The following is a 13566-nucleotide window of genomic DNA, read 5'->3' on the forward strand; positions in this document are numbered from 1 at the left end:
GGTTTCAACACTCTTCAAAGTTCATCATGGACTGTGCTTTTTGGTCGGAAAGATTGTAGACCTCATCATAGAGATACATCTTAAAGGTTCCAGGACCTGCAGACTTTTGGGCTGCAAGTTGTCCTGCAATTCCGAAATAGCAGAGTGCGTCCTTTGCAGCTTCACAGAAATCCGAGTTTACTCCGGCAAAAGAACCGATTATTGATGCAGCCATGCAGCCTGTTCCGACAATTGAACCCATGAGTTCGTGTCCGTTCTTAACAACGAATGTCTTTTCTCCGTCACTGATAATATCCTCAACACCTGTCATTACAACTACACATGATCTGGCTTTTGCAAATTCCTTTGCAAGCTTCTTAGGGTCAGCTTCAATGGATGTAGCCTCAACTCCTCTTGTAATTGCATTCTCACCTGCAAGTTTTGCAATCTCAGAGTAGTTGCCTTTGATTATATCTACACGAACAGAATCAAGTATTTTTGCAGCCATTTCATCACGGAACTTTGTTGCACCGACTCCTACTGCATCGAGGACTACAGGCATGTTATTCTCATTTGCAGCCTTTGCAGAAAGTATCATTGCATCGATGAGTTCTGTAGTAAGAGTTCCGATATTAAGGACAAAAACTGTGGAAATGCCGGTCATATCAGCACATTCTTCAGGAGCATGAGCCATTATTGGAAGAGCACCGAATGCTCTTGTGATGTTTGCACAATCATAGATGGTTACCCAGTTTGTGATGTGATGTACCAGCGGTTTAGATTCCCTTATAGATTCAAGCGGATTTTTCATTGAAGTGCCCCTTTTAGTTTTTGATATTGATACTTATGAGATTAACATACCTATGTTTATCAGTTGTTCAACTATGATTGCATAGAGAAGTATTTATTCATAAAATACTTTTTGTAACCATCATTGGCTGAATAAAAACTTAATACAGGTTTTTTCGGGTCAGACCTAACCGATTTGTTTATATATGGATATGCATAGTATAGAGAGCCAATTTATCAGTGCATACATCATCTCATAATTACTTATGACAGCTCGTTGAACAATTACAGATTACAAATATTCATTAAATTATATCATTAAATCACACTCATCTGGAGGAATTATTACTTGGCAAGGAAAGTGCAGAGAAAGTTAGACAAATGGAAGTCAAAGACATGGTACAACGTAGAAACACCGGAATTCATCAGCAGGACAAACATTGGTGTTACACCTGCAGAAGAGCCTGAACAGCTCATCGGTCGTGTCGTTGAGACCACAGTCGGCGAAATTGCTAACGATTTCACAAAGCATAACACAAAACTCAGACTCGAGATCAATGATGTCAACGGTGACATCGCAAACACAAGATTCCTTGGTCATGAGATCACAACAGATTACCTTCGCTCAATTGTAAAGCGTCAGACCTCAAGGATAGACGCAAACCTTGACGTAACAACAAAGGACGGATACGTCATCAGAGTAAAACCAATATGCTTCACTGTAAAGAGAGCAAGATCAAGCCAGATCAAAGGCATCAGGGAAGTAATGGTTAAGATCGTCAAGGAACGTGCAGCAGAACTTAACTTCGAACAGTTCATCGAAGAAGCTATTATGGGTAAGCTTTCCGCAAACATCTACAGGAACGCAAAGTCCATCTACCCACTCAGAAGGGTAGAGATCAGAAAGACAGAAGTCAAATCTGTCCCTGCAAAAGCTTAAATTTGAATTGGATTTAAAACAAATGGGTGGTCTGTGCCACCTGATTACATCTTTTTTTTAATTGATTCATTTCAGGAAGCGAAGCTTTAGATCATTCGGATATATGTGCTTTACTTTCGTACTCGTCACGTATTAGTTTCATCATCTCCAGGTTCGCATCGATGACAAAGGCACCTATATAACCACAATACTTGCAGTGGTAAAGACCTTCAGTGCCACCTGCCTCATAATAGAGTTCTGGACTGCCACATACAGGACAAACTTCTATCAAGTCTTCGTCTTCATCAGATTCTTGGACATCCATTAGTTCGATATCATTGTTGTCTTCCACGATAGCATCTCCTTTAGATTCCCCACGTGACGTGTACCGGTAATATAATATGGAAATTCAAATGATATAAACTATCTGATACTGAAGCGTTGATATTCGTAAAACTCATAAAGTCGTCAAAATCAAACAGATTGTTCCAGTTATGGCGGATATGGACAGAAGAGTGTCTGTTTTGAAAGATACTCCACATTATATTTTTCTGTCATTGACATGAACCATCGCCTCAATTCAAATATCACAGAGCTATCTGTTCTCAACTTCTGTAATTGCTGCATGAATTTGAATTTTTCAGCGGCACTGAGATGTCTTGAAAAATAACCAAACGCATGCATGAAAGCATTGATAACATGACCACTTTGCGGAGCTTCTGATATAATCTGCATTAAATATCCAGTGTAATCCTCATACACTTTTTCAACCGGCAAATTCTCCCGGTTAGCAACTATGTTTCCCATAGTTGTCATTGCCTGCTTATTATAGGCCATGAAAAGAAGCTTGTTTACAGTATGGAACTGCACCAGTGAATTAAGTTTGCATGACATGGATGCATCCCTGAAAGATGCAAGTACAAAAACCTGTGTCAGAAAATGATCCCTCTTTATCGGGTCTTTGAACTTTTCTTCATCTATTATAGGGATTTCAGGATATTTTTTAAGTACAGTTTCCGCAAAGAACCCATTCCCTTCGTGATAAGTATATTCTTCTGCCTCTGCATCAGGAAATACTTTGGTCGTACCAGCTCCGCATGATGGAGATTTGGATTTGAGTATGAAACCATCAAAATCATCCAGTCTATCGAGGTAAAACCGGGAAAACGACTCCATCTTGTCGGTCAGGTCAAGTCCTGTTGCCGTTTGTATCAGTTTCCTGCTGCCATCTTCAATGTCCTCAACTATGATTATAGGTTCCCTTGGAATCCCAAGACCAATATCATATTCAGGACATACATCAATGAGTTCAGCAAATGGTTTCATGGCTTCTGCTAAAGGAAGTTGGACGATCTGTCCATCATAGCGACAGTGATCAAAGCCAAGACATCTGCTGATCACAATTATTGGGCGTGAAAAACTGCATTTGGGATGAGATTCCATATTAAGTAAAACAGTAAACTGGAAAAAAGACTTTTTGGGTAAAATAATAAAAAAGAATAGGGGTTTGAAGTCCCCTTTTCTTTTCACTTATGTGTATAATAAGCCACGACGTCGCCATCTACAGAATCGATACGGCAGAACCCGAATCTTTCGAACTGTACTATCTTATCAAGCTCAGTTGTAACCTGCTTTTCACCGATACCTGTAAACTCACCATCAGGTGACAATACTCTTACAGGAACTCCGTCCATTGGTGCCCAGTGGATAATTCTCATCTTTTCCTTTTTCACTGACTCGATAGAATCACCGATATGCTTTGCCTGCAGAGGCTCCATAGAAATGACCTCTAAATTGAAAAGATCCTTGAGCCTGAGCTTTGAGCCGACCTGGAGTTTTTCAGCATCCTCACTGCAAATGTACACCTTATCAGCAACATCAATCTCACGGCATCCCCTGTCTTCTGTTGGATGCAGTGATGGATTTACTGTGCATGGTTCTGCATCTGTGATCTCGATCTCAACAGGATCCCATACAAAGAAATACCTGTTTGCAACCGGGTCGATAAGTTTGCGGTTCTCGGCATAGAGAGTGTCCATACTGATACTGATATCAGTTTCTCCTACACCCATCTCAATGAAGAACTTGCGTATGGCTTCAGGGAGAATACCTCTCCTGCGCATTGCACGAAGTGTTGGAAGACGTGGGTCGTCCCAGCCTGAATACTCGCCATCCTCGATGGCCTTACGCAATGCACTGGTACTGAACTTACCGAACTCGTGCATCTTCACACGACCCCAGTGAGTTGTTTTCGGATATTTCCATCCAAGATAATTGTAAATATAGGTCTGGCGTTTCTCACTGTCCATCAGATCTTTACCTCTGATGATGTGAGTCATCCCAAGTTCATGGTCTTCAATAGCACCTTCAAAGTCAAGAAGAGGCCAGACACAGTACTTATCATCAACTTCCGGACGTGGGTGAGGAACCTTGACGATCCTGAATGCTCCAAAATCACGAAGAGCAGGGTCTTTGTGAGTAATATCGGTCTTAATACGCAGGACAGCAGATTTCTCCTCGTACTCTCCGGCAAGCATCTTGTCCCAATGCATGAGGTTCTCTTCCGGACTTACATCCCTGTGAGGACATGCCTCCTTGGCATCCTTGAATTTCTTGAAATCCGCACCGTCACAGAAACAGACGTATGCCTTTCCCATTTCGATGAGCTTTCTGGCATAGTCATAATACATCGGGATCCTGTCCGATGCAATGACGATCTCATCAGGGTCAGCACCAAGCCATTTACAGTCATCCACATACCAGTCGTATGCTTCAAGCATCGGACGCTTTGTCTGAGGATCAGTATCATCGAAGCGTATGATGAATTTGCCGCCATATTTCTTCACATATTCAGAGTTGACAACGATACCACGGGTACTTCCAAGGGTTGGTGGTCCATTTGGATTCGGTGCAAAACGCATAACGACTTGCTGACCCTCTTCAACATCAAGTGCCTTAAGACCCTTATCAGGTTCCTTCTTTGTATTGAGCTCCTCAATGAGTTCAGGTGCAATAGCTTCAAGACGTGCCTGCCACTCTTCGGGAGTTTTCCTGGCAACTTCTGCAAGGATCTCTTGAATTACAGGTCCGACTTCCTTTGCCATTGGACGCAGGTGAGCACATTCACCCATCACACGACCCATAACAGCACCAATCTGTGGTGCCTGGCCGTATTTTACAGCATTCTGCAATGCATATTTCTCTATGGTTTTTTTATCGTCGTCAGTTAAAGTCATTATAGATCTCCGGGAAAATCAAATATGAGCATTAAATATCAAATACTGGTCAAATACCAGAATAACATGAATTCCGCTGTGGGATTTCTGTTGTTTGGCAATCATCAATATAGTAGAGTGAATTATTAGAACTGAACTTAAAAGATATGGTCGATCATAAATGAAACAGGAATTCTTTCAGAAAGAAGTACCTATTTCCTTTACTTCCTCAGCCCTGTCGATAAGTTCTTTGATGTTCTTTTCAAAATCAGACAGGAATTCTTTTACTGCGTCTCCTGCAACCGCACCGTGTGAAGAAGGTTTGATAAGTTGTTCCTGTTCAAGCACACGTAGAGAATAGCGTACTTTATGTGTTGGCATACCGGTTTCCTCTGCGAGTTTGAGTATACCAATAGGACCTCTTTCAACAACTACTTTTAAAACCTCTAAATGACGCTGGGAAAGTTCCAGCTCTTTATTAACCTGATCGAATAGCATTATGCAACCTCGTTGACCAAAGTTCCTATTCCTTCAATCTCCACTTCAACAACATCGCCGGGGCAAAGTTCACCTACTCCCGGAGGAGTTCCTGTTGCAATAATATCACCAACCTCCAGTGTCATAACGCTGGAAATGAACTCCAGAAGATAAGGAATATCAAATATCAGATTGCTGGTGTTGGAATCCTGCTTAATTTCACCATTTACGCGACTTACAATGGAAGCGTTCTCGGGATCAAAATCCCCAACAGGCACTACAAAAGGACCCACCGGTGCAAAAGTATCAAAACTTTTAGCCCTTGTCCATTGTCCATCCTTCTGCTGCAGGTCGCGAGCTGTCACATCATTAAAACAGGTGAATCCTGCAATTACATCATAAGCCCGGTCATAAGTTATATTCCTGCACCTTTTCCCAATAACAACAGCAAGCTCTGCTTCATAATCTACCTGCTTGCTTATTTTAGGATACATAATCTTTCCATGATTTCCAATAACAGCTGATGGTGGTTTTATAAACAATATTGGTTCTTCAGGAACAGACATACCAAGTTCAGTGGCATGGTCGTGATAGTTCAAACCCACACATACTATCTTTGACGGATTTGAAGGTGGAAGTATTTCCAGTTCGGAGAGTTCGCACTCCATGAAAGAGCCTTCCATGGAAGTAACTTTATTTCCATCAACCTCTCCGTAAAATACATTATCATTATACCTGAATCGTCCGAACATTAGTGGAACTGTTTTGTTTTCATTGTAGATAAGGATAAGTATTGAAAATATCCGACATCATAGTCCCAAGTTAAATATTTAAGCAAACCAACAGATTTGAAGCTGTAGTGATAATAGCATTAGCAATTCTAGCCATTGTGTTCTTTCTTACAGCCGTGAGACAGGTAGGGAATGTAAGACTTGGTATCTGGCAGATAATGACCCTTGGTGCGGTCGGAGTTATTCTCACAGATCAGATATCAATAGCTTCCGCCATTAAAGCTGTCAATATCGAAGTTATACTATTTCTTTTCGGGATGTTCACAATCGGGCAGGCTCTTGAAATGAGTGGCTATCTTTCCCATCTTTCGTACCGCTTTTTTAAAACTGCAGGTTCCGTCGATCTGGTAGTACTATACATCCTTTTTGGAATGGGATTTGCCTCCGCTTTTCTTATGAATGACACACTTGCTATAATCGGAACCCCAGTGGTTCTTCTGCTTGCAAAGGACCATCATATCAATCCAAAATTGCTTCTGATGACGCTCGCATTTGCTGTGACAACTGGAAGTGTAATAAGTCCTATAGGCAACCCCCAGAATCTTCTGATAGCAATTGAAAGTGGTATGCAGAATCCATTTATTGTTTTTATGGAACATTTGTTTCTTCCAACTACTATAAACCTGCTAATTGCATACTTATTCCTGAGGATTGCATACAGGAAGAATTTCACTTCAACTGTTTTGAGTCATTCAAAACAGGTTATAAGTGATCAAAAACTTGCAGGACTTTCCAGAATTTCACTGGCACTTGTCCTTTTTCTTGTATTCGTAAAGATACTAATAGCAATAACCGGATTTGCAGGAAATTTCAATCTGAAACTCACATACATAGCCCTGATAGCCTCAATTCCGGTTCTTATATTCAGTGAAAGGAGAAAAGAAGTACTGAAAAAAATGGATTGGCATACATTGATATTCTTTGTATCCATGTTCATTCTCATGGAAAGTGTATGGGACAGCGGATTCTTCCAGAATATCATTTCTTCATCCGAAATTGACATCAGCACAGTGCCAATGATCCTTACAATAAGTGTGACGCTCAGCCAGTTAATATCTAACGTTCCACTGGTGGCTCTTTATGTTCCCATACTTTTGCATGCCAATGTTAGCACAGGAGAATTTGTAGCGCTTGCAGCAGGAAGTACCATATCTGGAAATCTTTCCATATTGGGCGCTGCGAGTAACGTTATTATCATACAGAACGCCGAACGCAGAAGTAATATCTCACTTGGATTCATTGAATTTGCCAGAATTGGAATACCTCTGACCATAGTGCAGACATTTGTTTACTGGCTGTTCATAGGATAAGAGCGATGAAAGTAATAAGCCTATAGCAACTATAGAATCTAACTGCAAAAAAAAATAAAGATATCCTGCAAATGGATATCTGTTTTATGTTGATTTTTTTTAACTATGAGCTTACATTTTAAATTATCTTAGAGAGAATCAGCACAATAAGCATTGCCACAACACCTACTGCCCAGAACTTGAGAGTTTCATTCAATGGTATTCTTATATCCACAAGATCAGCTCCTGAGATTGCAACTGGTTTTGAGCCCGCTATACTGCTAGAAGATGAGTTGTACCCCACTGCCTGTCTTTTTGGTGCTTCGGACATCGGAGGTACTGAAGCAGCCACTGGTGTATTTGCCGGTGTGCTTACAGGTGCAGACCTTATTGTTTCAGGTTCGGTCCTTCTGATAATATTTTCATCATCTTTATATGAAGAAACAGGTTCCTGGGGTGCAGGTGCTGATGGAGATGAGAATGTGTCTTCCTTTTCTTCCATAGGTTCATGAGATGAGAACACAGATGGTTCATCTCTTTCAACAACTGATGATGAACCAGAGATCACATCATGTTCTGTGGATTCTGATGATGAAACAGAACTTCTTCCGAAAACATTCTCTTCCGGCTCTCCCTGGGATTCATAGCCTGAATCCTGTTCTGTAGAAGTTTCTGACTCTGATGCAGGTTCAGATACAGACTCCGTTTCTAAATAGGAGTTAACTTCTGGTTCTGTATCGATATCTTCAATGAGCTCTTCCTGCTCTTCAACATAATCTTCATTTACATAAGAAGGGGAAACATTATCTGAATCATCATCTGAAATCACATTGCTGAATATTGATTCATCGCCAACCGGTGGCCTGTATGATGAAACACCTTCATCAGAAGGTTCAGAGGGGGTGACAATCTCAGGTTCTGAAAGAAGCTCTTCTTCCATAATCTCTTCTTCGATTATAGGTGTAGGAGGAGTTTCAGCCTCATAGACATCTTTCTCCACTAAAGGAGCAGAGTTTACACTTGCTGATGATCCAGCTGTAGCACCTATCAGACCCTGATAATCCGGATCCACTTCTATGGCAAGATCAAAGCTCTTTTTGGCTTCCTCGAAGTGTCCCATTTTTTCAAGAGCTTTGCCTTTCTTGAACCATGCTTCAGCACTATAAGGATCGATATCCAGTGATTTTGTATAATATTCAACCTGTTTTTCAAGCGTTTTGGCCGAATCACCCATTTTTATCCAGTTCTCAGCAGCTTTCTGCTTCTTCTTTGATTTTACGTCATCTAACATTCCCATGTAAACACCTTTTTCAAACCGGAAAGTTTTCCGGAATTATTCAAATAATCAGTACCTTGAACCCAGTCATTAAATTGTTTATCTATTTAATAACTGTATTTGCATTTTTAATGCATGTATGACGTATATAAAAAGATATGCATTTAATAGAGGCGTCAAATTGCGATGATCAATCCTTCACTTCCTCATATTCAAAAGCCCACATGGGAAGTCCTTCTATTTCTATATGTTCCAGATGTTCCATCTCATGTGCAGCATAGAATGCGGAAGGACCGGAGAATGATACCTTTTTATCTGTTGATTCTTTTACGAATATCTTCTTTTTTGCTGTGCTAATCGAAGCAACAATTATTCTTTCAGCTTTTAGCGTAACTGAATACGGCCTTGTGACAAGAGAACGCTCGTCTTTCCCACCACATTTTTCCAGCCTGTGAACAATACCTTCCTTTGATACCCACTTAGGATTCAGCAACAACCAGACCTCTTCAATTGTATGACCCGTTTTGCTTTCCTTATCATAGTCTGTGAAAACTTTCATCACAGAGATGCTTTTCAGGTCATCTGTCGAATAGCTCCATGCACCTCCAACTTTGAGTGAAAGGATCATGGGATAGAATGCATCTCTGGGAATGTCGAATCTTCCGAATATCGCTTCTTCCCTTGAACTGAACTTGAGGATGGCTTTTAGTTCGTTAATCTTCATGTTTCAAAATATGATTGATCATTGATGATAAATATGTTACCAATTTGGAAAAATTAGTTTGAAAACTAAGTTTATATCCTACCACCTGCATTAATCACATTCCAAACTATCCGGAGCAGACTTTATGAAAATAAGAATGGTAAAATGCAGTGATATAGGAATCGATGGCTGTAACTATATGGCTATAGGAAATAACCTTGATGAAGTTGAGCAGAATATGTTTGAACATATTGACACTGAACACAAGGATATTCTTGACAGTATGACCGAACATCAGGTTCACCATCTTAAACACAGGGTTTCTACGTTCCTTGGAAGAAGTTGCGGCTGTGGCCACCACCATTAATGACTTTTAGAGTTATTGTTAAATCAGGTAGGATCACAGAGTTTGCGGATAGCTTCTGTGATACTCTTCTCCTTTTAATGATTACTGATTTATTATCAGTGTTACATTTTGTTTCTATTTTGGATTCTCATTCCATTTATTTGATATATTTTGAAGTCCCATTTATTTATGTCAGTACAATGTGATGAGACCTAGTAGTTAAATCTAAACATTGTATGATAGATAATCTATGAAAATTGATTAGTGGGAGTTATAAATATGGATAAAATGAAAAAAGTCGGTCTTTTAGGGGCAGCAGCACTTATCGGTGCAGGACTTGCAGCACTTTCAGAAGAGAGAATCAGAGAATTCGTAAAGGAAAAAGTTGATACTGGTAAACTTAGCAAGGAAGAAGGAAAGATCCTTGTTGAGGACCTTGTCAGTGAGACTAAGAAACAAAAACTCAGTCTGGAGAAGAATATTCTTGAAAAACTCCATGATTCTGTAAAGATGGCAGACAGAGAACTGGATGAGCTTACTGACAAGATCGATGAGCTGAAGATCCAGGAACTTGAGGCTGAACTTGAAAGAATGAAGAGTCTGAGAAAGGGGCAACAGTAGATTGCTTCTTTTCCCTTCAAGTGACTATCAAATTATATGATATTGAGATTTAAACTCTGATATTTTAAACTGGAAGATGATATAAAATATGGAAGAGAATGGAACTCATGATAAACTTGCTGTACTGATAGATGCTGATAACGCACAGCCATCCATTATAGAAGGCTTGATGGACGAGATCGCAATCTATGGCGTTGCCAGTGTGAAAAGGATATATGGAGACTGGACGTCCCCTAACCTGGTTTCATGGAAAGAATCATTGCTGGACCATTCGATCCAACCCATTCAGCAATTTGCATATACCACAGGAAAGAATGCAACTGACAGTTCACTTATCATTGATGCTATGGACCTTCTTTATACAGAAAAACTGGATGGTTTTTGCATTGTTTCAAGTGACAGTGATTTTACCCGCCTGTCACAGAGAATAAGGGAAGCAGGTCTTAAGGTATATGGTTTCGGGGAAAAGAAAACACCTGTGGCTTTCATCTCTGCATGTGACAAATTCATCTATACTGAAAACCTGAGAAAGGAAGAAACTTCAATATCTGAAATATCAACATCCTCTAAATCAGAAAAATGGAGTACTAATGAGCTCAAAGGGGACTCAAAACTTGTGAATCACCTGAGAAATGCTGTTGAAGATTCAGCTGATGAAGACGGATGGGCTTTTCTTGCAGAGGTTGGCGGAAATCTTATCAAACGCAGTCCTGATTTTGATCCAAGGAACTATGGCTATAAGAAACTTGGAGAACTGGTTGAAGCAACAAACCTTTTCGATATCGACAAAAGAACGCATAGCGGTTCAGGAAAAAGTATGTTGATATATGTGAGAGATAAGAGAAATAGGGGGAAGAAGTGAAACTTAAAGTTTTCAGGTTTTCTCTTTCAAAATCCAATACCACAACGGCATATACCTCACCTTCTTCCCCTCAATCTCTTCCTCACCAAACTCATCGGAAGTGATTATTAATCCTTCATTCATCCTGAAGTTCTTCATGCCGGCGAGCAGACCGTTTATCTCCCGTTCTTTTGTTTCCGGATCCGAAAGATTATAGCAGACCTGTACCAACTGGGTTGGTTCAAGACCTTTCTTTGTAACAAAATCAACTTCATGGCCTTTCTGGTTCTGCCAATAATAAACCTCCTGACCGGAACGCAAGAGCTGAATGAAAGCCATATTTTCATATAGTCTGCCGGTGTCCGAGGAAAGTTTGAAAGAAACTGCATTGATCATTCCATTATCGATACAATACAATTTTCTGGGTTTGCTCATCTGCTGCTTTAAAGACTCATCATAATGGGAAACACTGAAAAGCAGGAAAGCATCCTCAAGATAGTTGATGTAATTTATCAGGGAATCAGTGCTTATGGATGAATAATTGGCAAAGAGTCTCCTGAGTGAATTGTAAGTATGTGGTTTTGCGATATTTGAGATACAGAACAAAGCAAGGTCTTTGAACACCTGTGGATTCCTGATTCCATATCTTGAGATTATATCACGATATATAATATCGTCAAAATAAGACTGCAACAGTTCATGATGCTGAATAGAAGGGAAAACTATCGTCTCCGGGAAGCCACCATTCACCAGATATTCGTTAAACATTCGCTTAATGACGACCTTGTCCTCCGAATATGGAAGTGTCTTCATGTTGTAATTTATTGAGTGATATTCAAGGAACTCAGCAAAACTAAAAGGGAACATCCTTGTGCTCAGGTGCCTGCCTGTTAGTAATGTGGATATGTCCTGTGAAAGCAGGGAAGCATTAGAGCCACTAATGACTATTTTCACGTTTTGTTTTCTGTCATAGACACCCTTTACCCATCGCTCCCATGATGGATAACTCTGAACTTCATCCAGGAAAAGATACAAACGATCATCATCACTGTTCTGAACGTCCTGAAGTTCCCTGAATGTTTCTATCAAAAGCTGAAGCTCATTTCCATTTATCGGCTGAAGCCGGTCATCATCAAGATTTAGGTACAGTATTCTACTCTTTAAAACTCCCTGACCAATCAGCTCCTGTATCAACTGATAAATGTAAAAGGTCTTGCCACATCTTCTGACACCCACAATATCATTCACATGCGGTGTGTTGAGATCGAGCTTGTAACCTCGCCTCTGCAACGATGGTAATTCCCTTTCATGCCAATCGATAATTGCATTCTTTAGCTTTTCTTTGATATCCACAATAACAATTTAACATCTTTATTTATATACACATCGACTATAATCGATAAAAAATGCTAAATTTGTCGAGTATACTCGACAAAAACTCCAATATATGTATAGTATAGTCGACGAGAAAATAACTTCATCATAAAATATCACATACTATAATGTTAATGCTGATTAAATCCAAATAAACGACACCACTCATATAAGAAAATTAATAATAGATTGAAACATCACCAGAATTATCGATTTTTGGAGAAGTTATAGTGGATTATGAAGGATTAATGAAAGAATCATGGATGCTTACCAAAAAAGACTTGGGGACGTGGATTGCAGCAACTCTCGTACTTATATTTGGATCAATATTTATAATAACGTTTGCTCCTCTTTCATATGGTTATAACTTAATGGCTGTAAAAAGCCTAAAATCAGAAGAGATCAGGTTAAAAGATATACTTGAAGGATTTAGACTCAAAAACTTCTTTAGAAGTTGGATAGTCGTCATAGCTATGATGATACCATTTGTACTCCTTTATGTTATCAACTCAGTAATAGCAAACATTGTAGTTTTTTTCTTGTTTTACTCCATAACACTTCTTATCCTCAGAGGGTATGGAGGCATTGCAGCTTGTAAGGAAAGTTCCAGAATTGCAATAAACAATCCAGTGGAAACAATAATTATATTTGTTCTTTACGGAGTTATTGTGAATATAGGATTCTTGGCCCTGTTGATAGGAACACTTGTGATGCTCCCATTTGGTGAAATACTGTTAACAGGAGTAACATTTGATCTTGCAGGAGAAAAAAGGATAAATAAAATATTAATAGACGATAATTCCCTTCAAAATGAAAATAATCCATATGAAAATTTAAGTGAGTAAAACCACATAACTGTTAGATATCACTACTTAATCCAAAAATTACCAATGAAGTAGAGTAATTCTTTTTGGCCATAAATATACTCGACTAATAAATACTTTTT

15 protein-coding genes are annotated in these 13566 nt (G+C 39.5%); 6 read left to right on the plus strand and 9 right to left on the minus strand.

Annotated elements, in window-relative coordinates; genetic code table 11:
- Nucleotides 1-4: 4 nt before the first annotated feature.
- Nucleotides 5-790 (minus strand): hydroxyethylthiazole kinase, encoded by a 786-nt coding sequence (gene thiM / locus BLP52_RS07465; RefSeq protein WP_091709856.1) that lies wholly within the window; start codon nucleotides 788-790, stop codon nucleotides 5-7.
- Nucleotides 791-1117: 327 nt separating this feature from the next.
- On the opposite strand from thiM, the gene BLP52_RS07470 reads away from it, so the two are divergent.
- Nucleotides 1118-1708 (plus strand): 30S ribosomal protein S3ae, encoded by a 591-nt coding sequence (locus tag BLP52_RS07470; protein WP_091709857.1) that lies wholly within the window; start codon nucleotides 1118-1120, stop codon nucleotides 1706-1708.
- A 91-nt stretch (nucleotides 1709-1799) separates the two neighbouring features.
- Here the strand turns inward: BLP52_RS07470 and BLP52_RS07475 are convergent, their stop codons facing one another.
- The 5 genes from BLP52_RS07475 to BLP52_RS07495 all read right to left on the minus strand — a co-directional run bounded on the left by BLP52_RS07475 (nucleotide 1800) and on the right by BLP52_RS07495 (nucleotide 6131).
- Nucleotides 1800-2039: a hypothetical protein gene (locus BLP52_RS07475; protein WP_238380756.1), complete on the minus strand. Its 240-nt coding sequence runs from the start codon at nucleotides 2037-2039 to the stop codon at nucleotides 1800-1802.
- Nucleotides 2040-2179: 140 nt separating this feature from the next.
- Nucleotides 2180-3130, minus strand: a complete 951-nt coding sequence (locus tag BLP52_RS07480) for a YbgA family protein (protein ID WP_091709858.1) — start codon at nucleotides 3128-3130, stop codon at nucleotides 2180-2182.
- Nucleotides 3131-3213: 83 nt separating this feature from the next.
- Nucleotides 3214-4923 carry a glutamate--tRNA ligase gene (locus BLP52_RS07485; protein WP_091709859.1) on the minus strand — a complete coding sequence of 570 codons (1710 nt, stop codon included), beginning with the start codon at nucleotides 4921-4923 and terminating at the stop codon, nucleotides 3214-3216.
- Nucleotides 4924-5100: 177 nt separating this feature from the next.
- Nucleotides 5101-5400, minus strand: coding sequence for a hypothetical protein (locus tag BLP52_RS07490; RefSeq protein WP_091709860.1), 300 nt, complete (start codon nucleotides 5398-5400; stop codon nucleotides 5101-5103).
- Nucleotides 5400-6131 (minus strand): fumarylacetoacetate hydrolase family protein, encoded by a 732-nt coding sequence (locus BLP52_RS07495; protein ID WP_091709861.1) that lies wholly within the window; start codon nucleotides 6129-6131, stop codon nucleotides 5400-5402. Before BLP52_RS07495 ends, BLP52_RS07490 begins: the two co-directional genes overlap by 1 nt.
- Nucleotides 6132-6238: 107 nt before the next feature.
- Here BLP52_RS07495 and BLP52_RS07500 point away from each other — a divergent pair, with 107 nt between their 5' ends.
- Nucleotides 6239-7480 carry an SLC13 family permease gene (locus BLP52_RS07500; protein ID WP_091709862.1) on the plus strand — a complete coding sequence of 414 codons (1242 nt, stop codon included), beginning with the start codon at nucleotides 6239-6241 and terminating at the stop codon, nucleotides 7478-7480.
- Between the two features lie 118 nt (nucleotides 7481-7598).
- Here the strand turns inward: BLP52_RS07500 and BLP52_RS07505 are convergent, their stop codons facing one another.
- Nucleotides 7599-8756 (minus strand): tetratricopeptide repeat protein, encoded by a 1158-nt coding sequence (locus BLP52_RS07505; protein ID WP_091709863.1) that lies wholly within the window; start codon nucleotides 8754-8756, stop codon nucleotides 7599-7601.
- A gap of 169 nt (nucleotides 8757-8925) precedes the next feature.
- Entirely contained in the window at nucleotides 8926-9459 is a 534-nt protein-coding gene (locus BLP52_RS07510; RefSeq protein WP_091709864.1) for a putative ATP-dependent zinc protease, read from the minus strand.
- Nucleotides 9460-9583: 124 nt separating this feature from the next.
- Between BLP52_RS07510 and BLP52_RS07515 the strand changes: the two genes are divergently transcribed.
- From BLP52_RS07515 to BLP52_RS07525, 3 genes are all read left to right on the plus strand, one after another.
- Nucleotides 9584-9805 (plus strand): DUF1059 domain-containing protein, encoded by a 222-nt coding sequence (locus tag BLP52_RS07515; RefSeq protein WP_202905741.1) that lies wholly within the window; start codon nucleotides 9584-9586, stop codon nucleotides 9803-9805.
- 258 nt (nucleotides 9806-10063) lie between these two features.
- Nucleotides 10064-10405 (plus strand): hypothetical protein, encoded by a 342-nt coding sequence (locus BLP52_RS07520; RefSeq protein WP_091709865.1) that lies wholly within the window; start codon nucleotides 10064-10066, stop codon nucleotides 10403-10405.
- A gap of 88 nt (nucleotides 10406-10493) precedes the next feature.
- Complete coding sequence (locus tag BLP52_RS07525; protein ID WP_091709866.1) at nucleotides 10494-11267, plus strand: NYN domain-containing protein; 774 nt, start codon at nucleotides 10494-10496, stop codon at nucleotides 11265-11267.
- Nucleotides 11268-11279: 12 nt separating this feature from the next.
- Here BLP52_RS07525 and BLP52_RS07530 read toward each other — a convergent pair whose 3' ends face one another.
- Nucleotides 11280-12599, minus strand: coding sequence for an ATP-binding protein (locus BLP52_RS07530; RefSeq protein WP_091709867.1), 1320 nt, complete (start codon nucleotides 12597-12599; stop codon nucleotides 11280-11282).
- 251 nt (nucleotides 12600-12850) lie between these two features.
- On the opposite strand from BLP52_RS07530, the gene BLP52_RS07535 reads away from it, so the two are divergent.
- Nucleotides 12851-13465, plus strand: coding sequence for a hypothetical protein (locus BLP52_RS07535; protein ID WP_091709868.1), 615 nt, complete (start codon nucleotides 12851-12853; stop codon nucleotides 13463-13465).
- Nucleotides 13466-13566 lie beyond the last annotated feature (101 nt).

Origin of the sequence: Methanolobus vulcani (assembly GCF_900100715.1) — an archaeon.
GTDB lineage: Archaea > Halobacteriota > Methanosarcinia > Methanosarcinales > Methanosarcinaceae > Methanolobus > Methanolobus vulcani.